Here is a 17,435-nt window from a genome sequence, read left to right as displayed (position 1 = left end):
GGCCCAGAAATTCCTTCTCACGCGATCGATCGACTGTTCTCCCCGTGCGCGGGCACGTCGACGACCGTCACCCGCACTCCCCCCGCCCGGATCGCCGCCACGCTGCCCGCGTCGGCCGATGAATCCGTGATCAGCTCGTCGACCTCGGTGATGTCCCCGATCCGCGCCAGCGTTCGCTGGCCGAGCTTGCTGCCGTCCGCGATCACGACCACCCGTTGCGCGCGGCCGAGCATCGCGCGGTTCGTTCTCGCCTCGTTTTCGTCGTGGGTGGTGATGCCGCCCGCCGCGTCGATGCCGTCGACCCCGATGAAGGCCGTGCCGATGTTGATCGACGCCAGCACCTGCTCCGCCCACGGGCCGACGAGCTCGTAGGACCGCGGACGGGAGACGCCGCCGACGACGACGAGCTTCACCCGGGGCCGCAGCACGATCTCCATGGCCGTGTTCAGCGCGTTGGTCACCACCGTGAGATCCGCGCGGTCGGGCAGCTCCTTCGCCAGCTCGCCCGTGGTCGTACCGCCGGTCAGCGCGATCACGTGCGGACCCGCGGGCAGCCTGCGCGCCGCCTGCCGGGCGATCGCCCGTTTCGCGTCCCTCGACCGGCCTTCCCGGTACCGGACCGGCAGCTCGTAGGCCACCCCCTGGGCCAGCGCGCCGCCGTAGGTCCGGGTCAGCAGCCGCTGCTCCTCCAGCGCGGTCAAGTCCCGTCGGAGCGTGGCCTCGGAGACGCCGAACCGGCGCGCGAGCTCACCGACTCGCAGGCGGCCCGTTTCGCCCAGTTCGCGCACCATCTCCGCCATCCGTTCGGACCGGGACGCGCGACCTCGGGACCGCTCTTCTCCGGCCGGATCGGTGACCTCGACAAGGCTCATACTTGCACATTGTACGACTGTTTCGAGCACTTTCGTGCATCGATCCGACACTCACCAGCGGCAACACCTCGGTTCGCCGGGTCCGATCGCGCAAACGAACATCCGCGATGCTCGCTTGCGCGGCAACTCTTGCCCACCGGACGCGGCACGACGTACCAAGAGCGGACCGCCGATGGCAGCCGACCTGCCGGGCGGAGCAGGCCGAGGTCCGGCGCACGCAGTCCAGGCGAAAGCCGCCGGCCGACCGGCCACCGACCCGAAAGGTGATGTGGGTGTCAGCGCACCAAAAGCAACCGGGGCACCGGCAGCAGCCGGACGAAAGCCGCACCGCCGGCGAGATCCGGCAGCAACCCGGCACGTGGCCCGCGGTGGCGCGGACCGTCGCCGCCGCGCGGGCCGACATCGACCGCCTGCTCGGCGACGCGCTCGTCGATCCGCGGACCCGGATCGTCCTGACCGGCGCGGGGACCTCGGCCTACATCGGGGAAGTCGTCGCCCCCGACCTCGCCCGGCACCTCGGCCGGCCGATCGAACCGATCGCGACGACCGACATCGTCGCCGACCCGCACTCCGTGGTCGTCGACGACCGGCCGGTGCTGCTGGTGTCGTTCGCCCGCAGCGGCGACAGCCCCGAGTCGATCGCCGCGGCCGAACTGCTGCAGCGGCTCACTCCCGCGCTGCACCACATCGTCATCACCTGCAACCCCGCCGGCGCTCTCGCCCGCCGCTGGGCCGACGCCAAGAACGCCGTCGTGCTGACGCTTCCCGAGCAGCTGAACGACCGCGGCTTCGCCATGACGTCGTCGTTCACCGGGATGACCTTGGCCGCCCTGCTCGCCCTGGGCCTGGAGGTCGACGTGGCGGCCGCGGCCCGGGCGGCGTCCGCCGTCCTGGACACCGCGGCGAGCCGGGCGGAAGCGGTCGCCGCCACCGATCCGGCCCGGCTGGTCTACCTCGGCTCCGGCGCGTTCAAGGGGCTGGCCCGCGAGGCCGCGCTGAAGTGCCTCGAACTCACCGCCGGCGCGGTCGTCGCGGTCGCCGACACCCCGCTGGGCTTCCGGCACGGCCCCAAGTCGGTCCTCGGCGAACGGACCGTCGCGATCATCTTCCCGTCCGGCGACCCGTACACCCGCCGCTACGACGACGACATCACGCGCGAGCTCGTGGCGTCCCTGGGACGCGAGCGAGTGCTGGTGATCGGCTCCGACGCGGACGGCGACGCCCCGGCCGGCGCCGGTGAGTGGCCGATCCCGGGGATCGCCCACCTGCCCGGCGCGCTGCGAGCCATCGTGGCGGCCATCCCGGCGCAGTCGATCGCCTTGGCGTGTTCGCTCGCCCACGGCCTGACCCCCGACAACCCGTTCCCCGGCGGCGAAGTCAACCGCGTGGTCCGCGGGGTCGTCATCCACGAGTTCCCGAACCCCGCGGAGGGCTGAGCCATGTTCCTCGGTGTGGACGGCGGCGGGACGAAAACCGCCTTTTGCCTGATCGACGCGCGGGGACGCGTCATCGCGGAAGCCCGCACGGCCGGCCTCTACTACCTGCAGCAGGGCATCGACATCGTCGAGCCGTTGCTGCGCCGGGGAATCGGCGAGGTTTGCGCCACCGCGGGCATCGACGTCGCCGGCCTCTCCTACGCCTTCTTCGGCATTCCTTGCTACGGCGAGGTTTCCGCTGACGTGCCTGTGCTCGACGCGCTCCCCCGCCGGATCCTGGGCGAAGTCGGTTACGCGTGCGGCAACGACATGATCTGCGGCTGGGCGGCCTCCCTCGGTGGCGCGGACGGGATCAACGTCGTCGCGGGCACCGGGTCCATCGCCTACGGAGAACACCGGGGACGGCATTGGCGAGCCGGCGGCTGGAGCGAGCTGTTCGGCGACGAAGGGTCCGGCTACTGGGTGGCGGTCCAGGGTCTCGGCGCGTTCTCCCGGATGAGCGACGGGCGCCAGCCGCCGAGCGCGCTGGCCGACGAGATGCGCCGGACGCTCGGCGTGACCACCGACCTCGACGCCATCGACATCGTCATGAACCGGTGGCACGGGGACCGCGGGCGGATCGCGGACCTCAGCAAGGTCGTCACGCGCGCCGCGGAGGCGGGCGACCCCACCGCGGCCGTCATCCTCGGCCGCGCCGGGCGGGAGCTCGCCCTCCACGTCGAAGCCGGTGCCGCCGCGCTGGGGTTCGAGCCGGACCGGACCGTGCCGGTCTCCTACTCCGGCGGCATGTTCGGCTCGGCCCACCTCCTGGGTTCCTTCCGCGAAGCGCTCCAGCACGGCAGCCACGGCTACGAACTGCGAGAGCCCCTGCTGCCTCCGCACGTCGGCGCGGCGGTCTACGCCGCCCGGCTGGCGGGCCACGCCATCCCGCTCGACCGGATTTCCGCCGTCCCCACCTTGGAGGGATTGTCATGAGCGCATCGAAGCGCCGCGCCGCCTGGATTCCCTACGCCGGCCTGCTGGTCCTGTTCTGGGGTGTCTGGGGCGCGTTCTCCAGCCTGCCCACCTCCCGTTACGGCTACCCCGACCCGATGGTCTACGTCATCTGGTCGGTCACCATGCTCATCCCCGCGTACTTCTCCTTGCGCGGGAAGAAGATCGACCGCCGCCCGATCGCCGCGGTCTACGGCCTGCTGATCGGCCTGACCGGCGCCGGCGGGCAGCTGGTGCTGTTCAAGGCGCTCACCATCGGGCCGGCCTACATCATCTTCCCGATCGTGGCGCTCTCCCCGGCGATCACCGTCTTGATGGCCTTCGCGGCCCTGCGTGAACGGCTCACCGCGCTCAGCTGGATCGGCGTCTCCCTCGCCTTGGTCGCCATCGTCCTGTTCTCGGTGTCTTCGGGCGACTCGCAGGAGACCAGCGGGACCTACCTGTGGCTCTCGATCCTGGTCTGCATCGCCTGGGGCGTCCAGGCGTACTTCATGCGCAAGGCCGCCGTCGTCGGGGTCAACGACGCGACGACCTTCGGCTGGATGACCGTCAGCGGGCTCCTGCTGATCCCGGTCGCGCTCATCATGATGGGCGGCCTCCCCCTGTCGTTCCCGTGGCAGGCGCCCGCCTTGACCGCGATCACGCAGCTGCTCAACGCCGTGGGCGCGCTGTTCCTCGTGATGGCCATGAGCCGGGGCAAGGCCACGATCGTCGCGCCGATCACCAACGCGCTGGCGCCCGTGCTGACCATCGTGCTCTCGCTGATCGTCTTCCGGACCCTGCCGACCGGTTTCCAGGTCGCCGGCATCGTGCTCGCCCTCGTGGGCTCGTCGCTCATGGTCTACAGCACGGAAAAGAGTGGTGAAGAGCCGGCCGCGCAGCTGCCCGGAGCCGCTCCGGCCGATCGGCGGGAAGCCGCGTCGTGACCACGCGAACCCGGCTCGCCCGGAAGATCCTCACCGTCACCCTCAACCCGGCGATCGACGTCACCTACCGGGTCGCCGGGCTGGCGGTCGGCGAGACCGTGCGCGTGGCGAGCGTGCGCAGCCGCGCCGGCGGCAAGGGCGTGAACGTCGCCGCGGTGGCCCGGCGTCTGGGCAGCGAAAGCCTTGTCCTGGCGTTGTCCGGACGAGCGGAGCCGGACGAGTTCCGGGCCGGTCTCGACCGGCTCGGTCTCCCCCACCACCTGGTCCCGGCGCTGGACGCGGTTCGCCGGACCGTCGCGGTGGTGGCGGACGACGGCGTCACGACGAGCTTGCAGGAGCGCGGCCCGAGCGTCGCGGCCGGAATCCGGGACGAGGTCATCGCGGCCTTTCGCGCCGAGCTGGCGGCCGGCGTGGGAGCGGTGGTCATCTCCGGGAGCGTGCCGCCCGGGCTCGGCGACGACCTGCCCGCCCGGCTGGCGGTGCTCTGCGCCGAAGCCGGCATCCCGGTGGTGGCCGACGTTTCCGGCGCCGCCCTGCGCACCGCGGCGACGGCTCGATGTGTGCTCGTACCCAACCGCGACGAGCTGGCCGAGCTGGCCGGAAAGCGCCTTCACGAACCCGGCGAGATCGTCGCGGCCGGCCGGCGGCTGGTCCGGGACGGCGCCGCCGCCGTGGTCGCCACGCTCGGCGAAGAGGGCGTGATCGCGGTGACCGCCGGCCACGAGTCCGGTGTCCGGCCGGTCGAGCGGGTCGTCGGCAACCCCACCGGTGCCGGCGACGCGGCCGCCGCCGCGCTCGCCCGCCACCTGGCGGCCGCCGGCGCTGTGTCCGAAGTGGACTGGCCGGCCGCGCTGGCCGACGTCGTCGCGACGTCGGCCGCCGCTGTCCTGTGCCCCGTCGCGGGCGAAGTCGATCTCGAGGCACGAACCGGCTGGCTCGGTGCCCTCGCCGTGAAGGAGACCGCGTGAACACCGACGCCGAAACCATCTTCGCCGGCCTGCGCGCGGAGGGCGGGGCGGTCGGGGCGTTCAACGCGATCCTCCTGGAGCACGCGGAAGCGATCGTGGCGGGCGCCGAGCAGGCCGGTCTCCCCGTCATCCTGCAGATCTCCCAGAACGCCGTCCGCTACCACGGCTCACTCGACCCGTTCGGCACTGCGTGCCTGAGCATGGCCGCCACCGCCGCGGTGCCGGTTTTGGTGCACCTCGACCACATCGAGGACGAAGCCCTGGTCGATCAGGGTCTCGCGCTGGGCATCCGGTCGATCATGTTCGACGCGGCGAGCTCGGCCTACGCGGAGAACGTGACGCGGACCCGGGCGGTCACCGACCGGTGCCACGCCGCGGGGTGCTGGGTGGAGGCCGAGCTCGGGGAGATCGGCGGCAAGGACGGCGCGCACGCACCCGGCGTCCGGACCGACCCGGCCGAAGCGGCCGCGTTCGTCGCCGCGACCGGAGTCGACTCCCTCGCGGTGGCCGTCGGGTCGTCGCACGCGATGGCCGGCCGCGACGCGGTACTGGACGACGAGCTCATCGGCCGGCTCGCCGGCGCCGTGCCCGTGCCGCTGGTCCTGCACGGCTCGTCCGGAGTACCCGACGACGGCGTCCGGCGGGCGGTCGAGCGCGGCATCCGCAAGGTCAACGTCGGCACCCGGCTCAACCAGGTCCTGACCGGCGCGGTCCGCGCGACGCTCGCCGAGAGGGAGAGCCTGACCGACCCGCGCCGGTACCTCTCCCCCGGCCGCGACCGGATGCGCGACGAGGTCGCGAGGCTTTTGGAGCTCCTGGCCGGTGCCTGACCCCCGCACCGGGCTAGCCCCGGCGCGGTGCGAGACGCGGGTGGAGCTGGCTCCAGGCGAGCAGCGCGACCAGGCCGGTCAGCCCGAAGACCGCCGGCAACCCGATGGCGGACGCCGCCGCGCCGGCCAGCGGGGAAGCCGCGGTCTGGCCGACGCCGAGCCCGGCGAACGACCACGTGACGCCGCGGGCGGGCCGCGTCGGGGACACCTCGGCCGCCCAGAGGATGCACAGCCCGGTCAGGGCCATGTACGTGATCCCGAAGAGCGCGCTGGAAACCAGTGCGCCCGGTAGGCCGGGGTGGGGAAGGGCCAAGAGGGCGAGGCCGGCCGCCGCGAGCGTCCAGGTGATGAGGTTGGCGGCGCGCAGCCCGACGCGCTCGGCGCCGCGGCCGGCCAGGCCGCCCAGGAGGCCGGCGACGCCGATGGTGAACCAGCACCAGGTCGCGGCGACCGGGCTCAGCCCCGCTTCGGTCAGCCGGGAGCTGGAGAACGTCCAGTAAGGCGCGCTCGTCACGCCGATGAGGACGGAGTTGACCACCAGCGGCGCCACCCCGCGAGCGGACCCGGTGGCCACTTCGGCGGGTTCCTTGCGCGGCAGCGTCCGCCAGGCGAGCAGCGTCATCGCCGCGCCGAGCCCGGCGAACGTGGCCCAGACCGCGGGCCAGCCGAAGACCAGCAGCGGGGTGAACGCCGACGCGGCGAGCCCGAGCCCGGTGCCGGTGTTGGCCCAGGTCTGCGCCCCGGCCCGGGCGCGCACCCCGACGGTCTCGCCGATGAGCTGCGCGACACCGGGCGACACGAGCCCCGCGCTGCCGCCCGCGACGACGATCCCGGCGCCGAACACCACGACGTTCGGCGCCAGTGCCATGAGCGCGAGTCCCGTCGTGGCCGCCACTCCGGCCAGCAGCACGGTGCCGCGCGGGGACCGCGCCGACGTCGTCGGAGACACGAGCAGCCCCAGGCCGTACCCCGCGGTGGACAGTCCGCCGAGCACCCCGACGGCGACGGTCGTGAGCCCGAACGTCTCGCTGAAGCGCGGGACGAACAGCCCGTAGGCGTAGCGCGCGAACCCGTAGCAGAGGGCGATGACCCCCGCGCCGATCGCGGCGGTGGGCCACCACCTGGACGTCTTCTTCTCCTCCTCGATGGTCACCATGCCCTCCACCAAACAGACAGGTCTGTCTGGTGTCAAGCAATGGTACAATCACCGCAGCTGACACGGTATACCGAGTGGTATGGAGGCATCGTGGGCAGGACTCGTCCAGGCGACGCGGGAGCCAAGGTGCTCAAGGCGGCGTCGACGTTGTTCTACCGCGATGGGATCCACGCGGTGGGGGTCGACACGGTGGCGGCCGAGGCGGGTGTGACGAAGGCGGCCCTCTACGGCAACTTCGGTTCGAAGAGCCGCCTGGTCGTCGCGTACCTGCGTGAGCGCGACCGGCGGTGGCAGGAGCAGATCGACACGATCACGGCCGGGTGCGACGACCCCCGCGAGCGGGTGCTGGCGGTGTTCGACGCGTACGAGGTGTGGCTGTCCCGTGACGGCTACCGCGGCTGCGCGTTCCTCAACGCGACTTCGGAGTTCCCCGATCCCGCGGACCCGGTCCGCGAAGTGGTCCGCCACCACAAGACCGCTCTGCACGGCTACTTGCGGGCTCAGCTCGAGCGCGTGGACTCGGACCACGCGGACGAACTGATGCTCCTGCTGGAGGGCGCGGCGGTCTCATCGGTGGTTTCCCAGGACGCACAACCGTTCCACGTCGCGAAGCGGCTTGCGGAGAAACTGATCCCGCCGCGGCGCTGACGTCAGCAGCCGAGGTGGGCCACGACCAGGTTCGGGTCCTGCGCCGTCACGTACGCGGCGCTGAACACGTAGACGGTGCTGCCGCGCACGGCCAGCGAAGTGGGGTTCTGCAGGCCGTCAGCCGGGGTGAGCACGATCGAGTGGCTCCCGTCGGGCCGGACGAGGGCCACCTCGCTGGGACCGTTGAGCGCGGCGAGCAGTTCGTCCCCGCGGCCGGTGAACCCGAAGTCGTCGATTCCCGCCAGCCCGGTGGCCACGGTCCGGATCGCGCCGGCGCTGCCGTCCCGCCGGATCGGGATGCGCAGCACCGTGCCCCGGTCGAGGTTCGTGGCCCACACCGCGCCGCCGCGGAGCTTGAGACCGTTGGCACCCAAGAAGCCCGCGCCCGCCAGTTCGGGAGCGGCCGACCAGGTGGTGGGGGTGCCGCCGGCCGACGGCACCCGCCAGATGGTGCCGAGCACGGAGTCCGTGCCGTACAGGGTGCCGGTGTCCTGGTCGAGGGCTAGGCCGTTGGGCAGGCCCCCGGCCGGGAGCGCGGCGATCCGCTGGGGCCGGCCACCGGGCCGCAGCCGCCACACGCCGGTGAGGTCGGGCGTGCCGGTCGCGTAGAGGAAGTACAGGGTGCCGTCCCCCGCTCGGGTGATCCCGACGGTGAGCGCGAAACCGAGCACCGGGGTGTGGACTCCCCCGTCGGCGGGCTCGGGCAGGGTGGCCAGGACGCGGACGGCGCCACCCGGCGAGATTTCGGCGATCTGGCGCCCCGCCGCGAATGTGACGTAGGCGGCGCCTCCGGGTGCCAGGGCGACGTTCTCCGGCGTTTGCCCCGCGGCCAGATCGAAGTGGGCGGCGATCCGGGCGCCGTGCAGAGGTGCGGAGACCGCGGAAGCGGGCGTGGCGGTCAGCGCGACGCTCGCGGTGGCCAGGACGGCCGCCGACGCGGCGTACCAGGGCAGCTTCTTGTCCATGGTGGTTCCTTCACTTGTTTCCGAGCGCGCGTCAGCGACACACCGGCACGCGCGGGGTGTGGTGGGTTCAGACCGGCCGGTTCGACGGGGACGCCAGGACGGTGTCGTGCTCGACCGCCTGGCCGAGCAGCGTCAGCGCGGCCCGGGCGGGCGAGTCCGGCGCCGTCGTCGCGACGACGACGGCCGGACCCGGCCCGCTGCTGAGGGTCTGTTGCAGGACCGTGAGCGTCCCGACGAGCGGGTGGCGCATCTCGTACGGGGCGACAGCGCAGGCCTTGACCCGGTGATCGGCCCACAGGCCGGCGAACTCGGCGCTCTTGGCGCTGAGCTCCCCCACCAGAGCGTGCAGCACCGCGTCGTCCGGGTACTCGCCCGCCACCAGCCGCAGGTTCCCGACCACCGCCCGGGCTTTGTCCGTCCAGTCGGCGTAGAGCTCCCGGGTGTGGCTGTCGAGGAACACGAGGCGGGCCATGTTCGGGCGTTCGGCGGGCCGCGCCGGGGCGGCGAAGTCCAGGTGACCGGCGAACAGCGCGTGTCCCAGCCGGTTCCAGGCCAGCACGTCACCGCGCCGGCCGAGCACGATCGCGGGCACCGCCGCCACGGCGTCCAGCAGCTGGCCGGCGGCCTCGGTCACCCGCTCCGGCGCCGGTCGCCGGTTTCGGGGACGGCGCCGGTCGGCACGAGCCAGATCGTGCAGGTGCCGCCGCTCCGAGTCATCCAGCCGCAGTGCCGAAGCAATCGCGTCGAGGACCTCGGACGAGGCGCCGAGGGACTGACCTTGCTCCAGCCGGGTGTAGTACGAGGCACTCACCCCGGCCAGCAAGGCCAGCTCTTCACGACGAAGCCCCGGCACGCGCCGGCGTTCGCCGTAGGTCGGCACCCCGGCCTCTTCCGGACGCACCTGTGCTCGCCGCGTCTGGAGGAAGGCACCGAGCTGCGTCTTTCCGGTCATGGCTCCAGTATCGATCGCGGTGCCGCCGTCAGCCTGACCCGGCTGGGGGTAGGCAGGAACGGGGCTGGACGAGCTTTGCCGCCCACCGACGTTCCTTTCGGGCAATCGTAAAGACCGGTCCGGCGGTTTCCCCTTTGTGCACCAGTGCGTGCAGAAAGGCGGGCACGCTCTTGCCCGGCACGGTGCGCGCCCCGCATTCTCCGAAAAGCGAGGGTTCTTCCGGCATCCGGCCTCGCGCGATTTTCGTCGAGGAGGAACACCACCGTGCCCAAACCGCCGACCAACCTCAACAGCTACCGCGGCGTCCTGCCGTACTCGAGTGAGATCTTCGGTGTCTACCAGCCGTTGCTGGGCTGGAAGTCCGACCGGATCACCGGCCGCGTCGACGGCGCCGCCCAGGTCCGGTCCGAAGTGCTGCTCGACCACGTCGGTGCCCGCGTCGCGCCGGTCGTCGAAGCGACCTTCGATCCGGCCGAGCGCACGGTCGACGTCACGAAGCTGACTCCCGGCAACCTCGACACCGGGACCGCGTTGTCCGGGATCGTCGTGTCGGCGGTGCGGACCGCCCTGCCGCCGGAATCGCAGTACCGCCCGGAAATCTGGCAGCAGGTGCTCTCCCCCGACGCGCTCTCCCGGGCCCTCTCGGGGCCGGTCGTGCAGCAGGCGAAGGCCCTGTACCTGGAGCTGACCACCCCGCCGGGCCCGCACCTGACCGCCGCCACGGGCGGCGGCGCCGAGTCGGCCACGCGCGCGCTGCTGCGCCGCGAGTCGCAGGTCACCGGGCTCCTGGCGCAGCTGCGCGACCGCAACTTCCACGGTCAGCTGAAGAACATGTTCTACGGTTCGCTCGCGAGCCGGGTGGATCCGCTGTGGGACGGGCTTTCCGGCGCCGACCCGTTCGACACCCTCGACCCGACGAAGCAGCTCCGCCGGGTCGGGCTGTCGCCGGTCGGGCTCGCCCACCTGTTCCGCCAGTTCTTCTCCGAGTTCGACACGTTCCTCGGCCCGCCGGTCGGGCACATCTGGATCGCCCCGGGTTCCACCGTGGAGCTGATCGAGGTGCACACCCGGCGCGTGCTGCAGGAGGAAACGCTGGAGCGGAGCCTCGAAACCACCACGCGGGCCGAGAAAGCGCAGAGCGTCCAGGACGAGCTCTCCGACGCAGTGAAAGAGGACAACCGCTCGGGCACCAAGTTCGGCGCCAATGTCGCCGCCAACCAGCACTGGGGCTGGGGCAGCGCGGACGAGTCGGCCAGTTTCAGCCTCGAAAACACGCAGCAGCGCGCCCGTGAGCAGATCCACACGACGAAACGGGACCAGTCGGAAAAGCTCACCACGGAAATCAAGCAGAACTTCAAGAGCACCTTCCGGACGGTCACCGAAACCACCGACACCTCGACCAAGCGGTACGTGCTGACCAACTCGAGCGACGAACTGGTCAACTACGAGCTGCGACGCAAGATGCGCCAGGTCGGCGTCCAGATCCAGGACATCGGCAGCTACCTGTGCTGGCAGACCTATGTGGACGATCCCGCCGACGAGATCGGCTTGGCCAAGCTCGTCCACGTCGGGGCCCCGCCGGACCTCTCCAAGGTGCCGCAGCCCGACATGATCGTGCCGCCGCAGCCCTTCACCTCGGACGCGGACCTGAGCGTCCCCTTCCTGAGCAACGACGGCGCGGCCAAGGACGACACCTTCCAGAACGGCTCGGAAACCAGCCTGGGCTTCCTGGACGGCACCAACCACATCGTCGCCGACTTCCCGCAGGGCCCGTTCCGCTGCCCCCAGCCGGGGTTCAAGCTCACCTCGGTCACGGTCGACACGCTGGGCGCCGACGCCACGATGTCCGTCCGGAACGTCGCCACGACGCCGACCGGCGAGTGGACGTTCACCCTCCACCTCGACCACGTCAACTTCAACGACCGCGACACCCTCCCGGTCAAGGTGAAGCTCGCCTGGTCGCCGGTGTTCGACCAGGCCGTCATCGACGCGGAGAACGCCAAGCGGATCGCGCTGTTCACCGAAAAGGAACGGGACCTGGCCCGCCAGGCGTTCGTGGCGGCGGCCCAGGAACGGATCGCGCTGGCGAGCAGGATCACCCGCCGCAAGTTCGAAGACCTGCGGGAGGAGGAACGGATCGTCGTCTACCGCAAGCTGATCCAGGACCTGCTCACGCCGGCCGCGCTCGTCCCGCAGCCCGACAAGGAGACCCAGCACGTCGTGGCCGAGCTGATCGACTCCATCTTCGACGTCGACAAGATGCTCTACTTCGTGGCTCCCGAATGGTGGCGCCCGCGGCTGCACCGCTCGCACCAGCAGCTCGGCTCGGTCGAAGCGGTCACCGACCCCAACGGGAAGTCGATCGAGTACCACCGCTCGATCCCGCGGGAAGACGTCTCCGCGTGGGGTGAAGCCGACACCCGGTCCGACAGCTACTACATCACGGAGGACTCGGTGCCCGCCCGGCTCGGCAGCTCGCTCGGCTGGCTCCTGCAGCTCGACGGCGACGACCAGCGCAACGCGTTCCTGAACGCGCCCTGGGTGAAGGCGGTCATGCCGATCCGGCCGGGCAAGGAGAAGGCCGCGATGAGCTGGCTCAAGCACATCGAAGGCACCGGCACGATCAGCGACGCCGACCTGTACCTCGGCCCGGAGCCGGAGTGGAAGGGCAAGACCGTGTTCGAGGTGCTGGACATCCTCGCCACCCGCGTCGCGGCGAAACACCGCGAAAGCGTGACGACCACGAACTTCCAGGACCCGATCGACGACCGGTCGACGGTCCGGGCGACGCCCGTCGACCGCGTCTACGAGCACGGTTTCAACCCGCTCAAGGACGGTTTCCGGGCCAGCACCAGCGGCAACTTCGAAATCTTCGACCAGTGGGTGGAGATCCTGCCGACCGACCAGGTCGTCGCCGTGCCGGTCAGGTACGACCCGAAGACCGGCCGGCAGCTCTGAACCCGCCGTGACCACGCGCTACGTCCACGCCAAGAAGGGCACGACCTCGGGGCCGTTCGACACCCCCGCCAAGCCGGCCCGCACGATCGCCGACGCGATCCGCGTCGCGGTCGCGGGCGACACCGTCGAGATCCTCGACAACGCGACCTACCGGGAGGACGAACTGGTCGTCGGCAAGGCGCTCACCCTGGTCAGCAGCTTCCTGCTGGCCCACCCCACGATCGATCCCACCGACCCGAAGTTCGACCCCGCCGTGCTGCCGGCGATCACGACCAAGCGCGGTGCGGCCCACCGGGTGCTGCGGATCGCCGGCACGGCCGGAACCCGGGCTTCGTTCGGGCCGGTCGCCGTGCGCGGGGTGCGGGTGACCGGTGGGCACGCGGTCCACCGGTCCGCGGACCCGGCGCTGGGCGCGGGTGGCGGCATCGCCGTGATCGACGCGGACAACGTGCTGATCGAATGCTGCGTGATCACGGGCAACCAGACCGAGACGGCCCGGATCACCGGCTGGCCCGAGGCCGACCGCGTGGCGCTGCGCAACGCCGTCGTCGGCCTGGTCGGGGAGATCGTGTCCCCGGCCGCCGTCCAGACGATCAACGGCCTCGTCGACGCGGCGAACGCGGTGCTGAAGCTGCTCGGGCGCCCGCCGCTCCCCCGGCTGGACCGGGCCACGATCCTCGCCGACCTCGCTGCGAACTTCGACGGCGCGGTCCCGCCGGGCCGGCCCAACTCCTGGCTGGCCGGGCAGGCGTTCGGCGGCGGCCTGGCGACCGTCTGGGCCGGCCCGACCGTGCGGAAATGCCTGATCCGCGGCAACACCGCCCAGGGCCGCGGCGCCGGAGCGGCGGTCGTCGGGTACGGCTGGCCGTCGTTCGAGCACTGCTGGATCGACGGCAACCGCAGCGGCACCAGCGGCCGGCGCGACGGGGGTGGCCTCGGCTGCGAGGTTTCGGTGCCCGGCAAGCTGACCCGCGACCTCAGCGAGATCGATCTCGTCCGGTTCTTCACGGCGAAGGTCGTCCACATCACGTCGCCGACCAGCAGCGTGACGATGTCCGACCTGCTGGACTACGCGTGGTGGCTGATCGACCCGCTGCGGCCGAACCCGGCGGTGCGCGGGGTCAAGGCGATCGTGCTGGAGCTGCTCGGCGGCAAGGCGCACGCCAAGGCCGTGCTGTTCCACGCGCTGTACTTCCTGGCCGGCTCCGCGCTCAGCCTGCACAAGTGGGACGCCTGGAAGCGCGACGAGATCGAGTCGGCCCAGAAGACCGCGGTGAAGGTGACCGAGTCACGGCTGACCGGCAACCGGTGCTTCGACGACGGCGGCGGGCTCTACGCGTCGGTGCTGTCCCGGGTCCAGCTGGTCAAGACGGAGGTCAGCGGCAACATCGCCGGCAGCATCGGCGGCGGGGTGCGGCTCACCATGGGCTCGGGCGGCGTGTTCGACACCTGCGACGTCCGGGGCAACACGGCACGCGGGCTCTCCCTGTCCACCGGCCTCCCCGACCCGGGTCCGCTGCCCGGCGGCGGCGTGTCGGCGCGCAACTCCGACGTGCTCGTCACGGCGACCACGATCGGCGTTCCCGCGGGCACCCGGCCCTCGACGCCCGCCACCGAGTCCAACGTCACCCCCGACCACCCCGGGGGCGGCGTCGGCTGCCAGGCGGACACCGAAGGCGCCCTCGCCGGGATCCCCGACCTCTGGACCGCGATCATGCGGGAGGTCTTCGAGGTGCGGTCGGTGCGCGTCGAGATCGGCAAGGGCAGCACGGTCGCCGGCAACGGCGCGGGGTACGACGAGCGACGATCACCGGTGGGCAAGGTCAAGTTCGCCAAGGGCGGCGGTCTCTTCGCCCTCCAGGGCACGTTCCCCGACGCGCCGGACCTGACCCTCACCGTCGAAGCCGTCGCCACGACGATCCACGGCAACTCCGCCCGGGTTTCGGGCTACCCGTCCAAGGTCGAACCGGGCCTGACCATCGCCACGGCCGACGAGGTCTGCCTCCAGAACCTCCGGGCCGGGAAGGAGTGGACCGAATCGAACTACCGGCCGTTGCTGCAGTCCGGAAACCTGATCTTCCGGACCTGACGGCGGGTTCGCCCGATCGGCCCCGAGGGATGGCCCGAAGAGGATCGGCCGCGGACCGCGCTCAGCGTGCCCGCCGCCGCGCTGCCCGCCGGGAACCCGAAGGCGGAGATCGCCGTCGGGGCTCCGGAACCAGCCGGGGAACCACGGCGCTCTCCGCGACCTCCGTCAAGGCCGACACCGTGGCGGCACCCGCGGAAAGGACACAAAGGACGGTGACGCCGAGGCCGCCGAGCAGCGACAGCACCGGGACCAGTCCGATGAGGACACCGCGGACCGCGTTGTCCCACCCGAGCAGCAGCCGCGGCTGCACCCGGTCCAGCAGCCGCCCGGCGATCGGCCCGGCCACGACCCGAGGAAGCCCCGGGCACAGCACGACCAGGCCCAGCGCCGGCGGGCCCGATGGCCTGACGACCCCTGGGGCGAACCATGGCAATCCGAACCCGGTTGATAAAAGCGCCGGCGAAGCACCGCGCGGTTGCTCCCCGGCTGGTGGTGCTCGCCGCAGCCGGCGGATCGGGCGGCGCGCGCGACCCGGTCGAGATCGTCGCGGTCAACCCGACAGGGCCCGTTCCCGGAACTCCGCCGGGGTCAGCCCGGTCGCCTTCTTGAAGACCTGCCCGAAGTGTGACGCGCTGACGAAGCCCCACCTGGCTCCGATGGCCGCGGCCGGGACGGCCCGGGTGACCGGGTCGGCGAGGTCCCGTTTGCAGGCCTGGATCCGGCGGTGCCGGATCCAGGCGGCCACCGTGTGCCCGCTCTGCCGGAAGAGCATGTGCAGGTAGCGCACGGAGACGAAGTGGGCCGCGGCGATGGCCTCGACCCGCAGATCCGGGTCGGGCAGCCGCTCGTCGATGTAGGCGTGGACCGCGCGCAGCCGGCGAGCCCGCTCGTCACGGCGGTCCGGGGCGGTGATCCCCGCCTGCGCCCGCAGCATGGTCGCCGTCATGTCGATCACGTTGCCCGCCACCAGGACGCCGTCCGGGCCACTCGACGGGCCGAGCGAGCCGAGGCTCAGGATCGCCGACCACACCACCGGTGCGATGCCCTGCTCGGTGGAGAACTTCCGGGCCGCGAGGTCGGCGAAGGACTCGGCGTCGTGCACGCCCAGGATCTCCTTGCGGAACTTGACGTTCACCGATCGGTAGCCGTCACCGACATCGAGCCGCAGCGGCCGCTCCGAGTCGTAGAGCGCGAACTCCCCCGCGCGGATGGTCGCGGACCGGCCGTCCTGGGTCACCCGCTTGTCCCCCGCGAGCTGGAGGGTCAGCAGGAAGTAGGCGTCGTCGCCGAGGTCCAGGTCGCTCGGCCGCCGGTACACCGTGTGCCGCCGGCAGGCCACGCCGAACATGCCGAGCTCCCCCAGCGAGCGGTGCGTGATCGTGCCGGCGAAGGACTCCGGATCGGCGAACTCGAAGCTGAAGTGCAGTGAGACGCCCGTGTTGACCTGTTCCTGCCAGACGCCGGTCCGGACCTTCGCAGCGGTGCGGGGCGCGGCGCGTCCGGTGGCCACCACGGTCTGCGAACCGGCCATGAACGCTCCTGGGGATGGGCGACGCCGTCAGGCTACGCCGCGATCCCGGCTGTGCACATCCTCGACATCGTCGTGCGCGTCTGCCCGATGCGCGTGGGGCCGGGCTGTTCGTAGCGTGGGCCACGGAGTACGTCGCTGTTCGACGAGGAGACACGGCATGGCCTACATCGAAGGCTCCCACCACATCACGCTGTCCGTCGGCCGCGCCCAGGAGGACGTCGACTTCCACGTCAAGGTGCTCGGGATGCGGTTCATCAAGCGCACCGTGCTCTTCGACGGGTCGACCCCCATCTACCACCTCTACTACGCGAACGCCGACGGCGACCCGTCCAGTGTCGTCACCACATTTCCCTGGGCACAGGCCGGGTTGCACGGAAAGCGCGGCACCAACCAAGGCCGTGAAGTCCTGCTGTCCGTCCCCGACGGCAGCCTCGATTTCTGGCACCGGAGGCTGACCGCGCACGACGTCGCGGTGACCGACCTCGAGGTGTTCGGCCGCCGGCGGCTGGCGTTCGAGCACCCGAGCGGCATCGAGTACGTCTTCGTCGCCAACGAGGGCGACGACCGCACCGGGCACGCCGGGTACGGGGTGCCGCCGGAGCACGCGATTCACGGACTGCACGGCCTCGGCGTGCACGTGGTGACCCCCGACCGCACCGTCGAGTTCGCCCACGACACCTTCGACGCCCAGCACGGGCTCGGCGAAGAGGGCGACCGGATCGCGCTGCAGATCGGCAAACAGGCGCGCGGCAACCACCTGGAGATCACGGTCAACCGCCGGGACGACCAGGGAACCTGGCACTACGGTGCCGGCACCCAGCACCACTTCGCGTGGAACGCCGACACCCTGGAGAACCAGGACGAGCTCAAGTTCGAGATCGAGGGCCGCGGCTACACCGACATCTCGGAGCTGAAGGACCGCAAGTACTTCAAGAGCGTCTACGTCCGCTCGCCGGCGGGAGCGTTGTTCGAGCTCGCCGTCACCCACGCCGACGGCGGCTGGGACTGCGACGAGTCCCCGCACGAGCTGGGACAGCGCTTCCAGCTGCCCGACCAGTTCGAACACCGCCGCGACGAGCTGCTCGGCGCGCTCGAACCGATCGACATCTGA

General features: G+C 71.6%; 15 protein-coding genes. 9 read left to right on the top strand and 6 right to left on the bottom strand.

Annotation, left to right across the window (positions count from 1 at the left end; genetic code table 11):
• Window positions 1-17: 17 nt before the first annotated feature.
• Entirely contained in the window at window positions 18-872 is an 855-nt protein-coding gene (locus tag AB0C38_RS08405) for a DeoR/GlpR family DNA-binding transcription regulator (protein WP_360668603.1), read from the bottom strand.
• A gap of 272 nt (window positions 873-1,144) precedes the next feature.
• On the opposite strand from AB0C38_RS08405, the gene AB0C38_RS08400 reads away from it, so the two are divergent.
• The 5 genes from AB0C38_RS08400 to AB0C38_RS08380 are packed head-to-tail and all read left to right on the top strand — an operon-like array spanning window position 1,145 to window position 6,025.
• The gene (locus AB0C38_RS08400; protein WP_360668600.1) at window positions 1,145-2,308 is read left to right on the top strand and encodes an SIS domain-containing protein; all 1,164 of its coding nucleotides are present in this window, start codon (window positions 1,145-1,147) and stop codon (window positions 2,306-2,308) included.
• 3 nt (window positions 2,309-2,311) lie between these two features.
• Window positions 2,312-3,283, top strand: coding sequence for a BadF/BadG/BcrA/BcrD ATPase family protein (locus tag AB0C38_RS08395; protein WP_360668597.1), 972 nt, complete (start codon window positions 2,312-2,314; stop codon window positions 3,281-3,283).
• Entirely contained in the window at window positions 3,280-4,227 is a 948-nt protein-coding gene (locus AB0C38_RS08390; protein ID WP_360668594.1) for a DMT family transporter, read from the top strand. The genes AB0C38_RS08395 and AB0C38_RS08390 overlap by 4 nt, the downstream gene beginning before the upstream one ends.
• The gene (locus AB0C38_RS08385; protein WP_360668592.1) at window positions 4,224-5,195 is read left to right on the top strand and encodes a hexose kinase; all 972 of its coding nucleotides are present in this window, start codon (window positions 4,224-4,226) and stop codon (window positions 5,193-5,195) included. The genes AB0C38_RS08390 and AB0C38_RS08385 overlap by 4 nt, the downstream gene beginning before the upstream one ends.
• The gene (locus AB0C38_RS08380) at window positions 5,192-6,025 is read left to right on the top strand and encodes a class II fructose-bisphosphate aldolase (protein WP_360668589.1); all 834 of its coding nucleotides are present in this window, start codon (window positions 5,192-5,194) and stop codon (window positions 6,023-6,025) included. Before AB0C38_RS08385 ends, AB0C38_RS08380 begins: the two co-directional genes overlap by 4 nt.
• Before the next feature lie 13 nt (window positions 6,026-6,038).
• On the opposite strand, the gene AB0C38_RS08375 is transcribed toward AB0C38_RS08380, so the two are convergent.
• Window positions 6,039-7,181, bottom strand: coding sequence for an MFS transporter (locus AB0C38_RS08375; RefSeq protein ID WP_360668586.1), 1,143 nt, complete (start codon window positions 7,179-7,181; stop codon window positions 6,039-6,041).
• Between the two features lie 90 nt (window positions 7,182-7,271).
• Here AB0C38_RS08375 and AB0C38_RS08370 point away from each other — a divergent pair, with 90 nt between their 5' ends.
• The gene (locus AB0C38_RS08370; protein ID WP_360668583.1) at window positions 7,272-7,829 is read left to right on the top strand and encodes a TetR/AcrR family transcriptional regulator; all 558 of its coding nucleotides are present in this window, start codon (window positions 7,272-7,274) and stop codon (window positions 7,827-7,829) included.
• Window positions 7,830-7,831: 2 nt separating this feature from the next.
• Here the strand turns inward: AB0C38_RS08370 and AB0C38_RS08365 are convergent, their stop codons facing one another.
• Window positions 7,832-8,794 (bottom strand): hypothetical protein, encoded by a 963-nt coding sequence (locus tag AB0C38_RS08365; protein ID WP_360668580.1) that lies wholly within the window; start codon window positions 8,792-8,794, stop codon window positions 7,832-7,834.
• A 67-nt stretch (window positions 8,795-8,861) separates the two neighbouring features.
• Complete coding sequence (locus AB0C38_RS08360; RefSeq protein WP_360668577.1) at window positions 8,862-9,746, bottom strand: helix-turn-helix transcriptional regulator; 885 nt, start codon at window positions 9,744-9,746, stop codon at window positions 8,862-8,864.
• A gap of 264 nt (window positions 9,747-10,010) precedes the next feature.
• Here AB0C38_RS08360 and AB0C38_RS08355 point away from each other — a divergent pair, with 264 nt between their 5' ends.
• Window positions 10,011-12,704 carry a hypothetical protein gene (locus tag AB0C38_RS08355; RefSeq protein ID WP_360668574.1) on the top strand — a complete coding sequence of 898 codons (2,694 nt, stop codon included), beginning with the start codon at window positions 10,011-10,013 and terminating at the stop codon, window positions 12,702-12,704.
• A gap of 7 nt (window positions 12,705-12,711) precedes the next feature.
• The gene (locus AB0C38_RS08350) at window positions 12,712-14,793 is read left to right on the top strand and encodes a hypothetical protein (RefSeq protein ID WP_360668571.1); all 2,082 of its coding nucleotides are present in this window, start codon (window positions 12,712-12,714) and stop codon (window positions 14,791-14,793) included.
• A 61-nt stretch (window positions 14,794-14,854) separates the two neighbouring features.
• Here AB0C38_RS08350 and AB0C38_RS08345 read toward each other — a convergent pair whose 3' ends face one another.
• Window positions 14,855-15,139 (bottom strand): hypothetical protein, encoded by a 285-nt coding sequence (locus AB0C38_RS08345; RefSeq protein WP_360668568.1) that lies wholly within the window; start codon window positions 15,137-15,139, stop codon window positions 14,855-14,857.
• Window positions 15,140-15,343: 204 nt separating this feature from the next.
• Complete coding sequence (locus tag AB0C38_RS08340) at window positions 15,344-16,324, bottom strand: helix-turn-helix domain-containing protein (RefSeq protein ID WP_360668565.1); 981 nt, start codon at window positions 16,322-16,324, stop codon at window positions 15,344-15,346.
• Between the two features lie 157 nt (window positions 16,325-16,481).
• Between AB0C38_RS08340 and AB0C38_RS08335 the strand changes: the two genes are divergently transcribed.
• Window positions 16,482-17,435 carry a VOC family protein gene (locus AB0C38_RS08335; protein WP_360668562.1) on the top strand — a complete coding sequence of 318 codons (954 nt, stop codon included), beginning with the start codon at window positions 16,482-16,484 and terminating at the stop codon, window positions 17,433-17,435.

It is taken from the genome of Amycolatopsis sp. NPDC048633 (assembly GCF_040650695.1).
Taxonomy (GTDB): domain Bacteria; phylum Actinomycetota; class Actinomycetes; order Mycobacteriales; family Pseudonocardiaceae; genus Amycolatopsis.
This window is presented reverse-complemented; position numbering and strand designations above follow the sequence as displayed.

Excerpts from the sequence above, each read along its gene's own strand:
- AB0C38_RS08375 (WP_360668586.1), bottom strand. The coding sequence starts at position 7,181 with ATGGTGACCATCGAGGAGGAGAAGAAGACGTCCAGGTGGTGGCCCACC.
- AB0C38_RS08365 (WP_360668580.1), bottom strand. The coding sequence starts at position 8,794 with ATGGACAAGAAGCTGCCCTGGTACGCCGCGTCGGCGGCCGTCCTGGCC.
- AB0C38_RS08340 (WP_360668565.1), bottom strand. The coding sequence starts at position 16,324 with ATGGCCGGTTCGCAGACCGTGGTGGCCACCGGACGCGCCGCGCCCCGC.
- AB0C38_RS08395 (WP_360668597.1), top strand. The coding sequence starts at position 2,312 with ATGTTCCTCGGTGTGGACGGCGGCGGGACGAAAACCGCCTTTTGCCTG.
- AB0C38_RS08405 (WP_360668603.1), bottom strand. The coding sequence starts at position 872 with ATGAGCCTTGTCGAGGTCACCGATCCGGCCGGAGAAGAGCGGTCCCGA.
- AB0C38_RS08360 (WP_360668577.1), bottom strand. The coding sequence starts at position 9,746 with ATGACCGGAAAGACGCAGCTCGGTGCCTTCCTCCAGACGCGGCGAGCA.
- AB0C38_RS08390 (WP_360668594.1), top strand. The coding sequence starts at position 3,280 with ATGAGCGCATCGAAGCGCCGCGCCGCCTGGATTCCCTACGCCGGCCTG.
- AB0C38_RS08335 (WP_360668562.1), top strand. The coding sequence starts at position 16,482 with ATGGCCTACATCGAAGGCTCCCACCACATCACGCTGTCCGTCGGCCGC.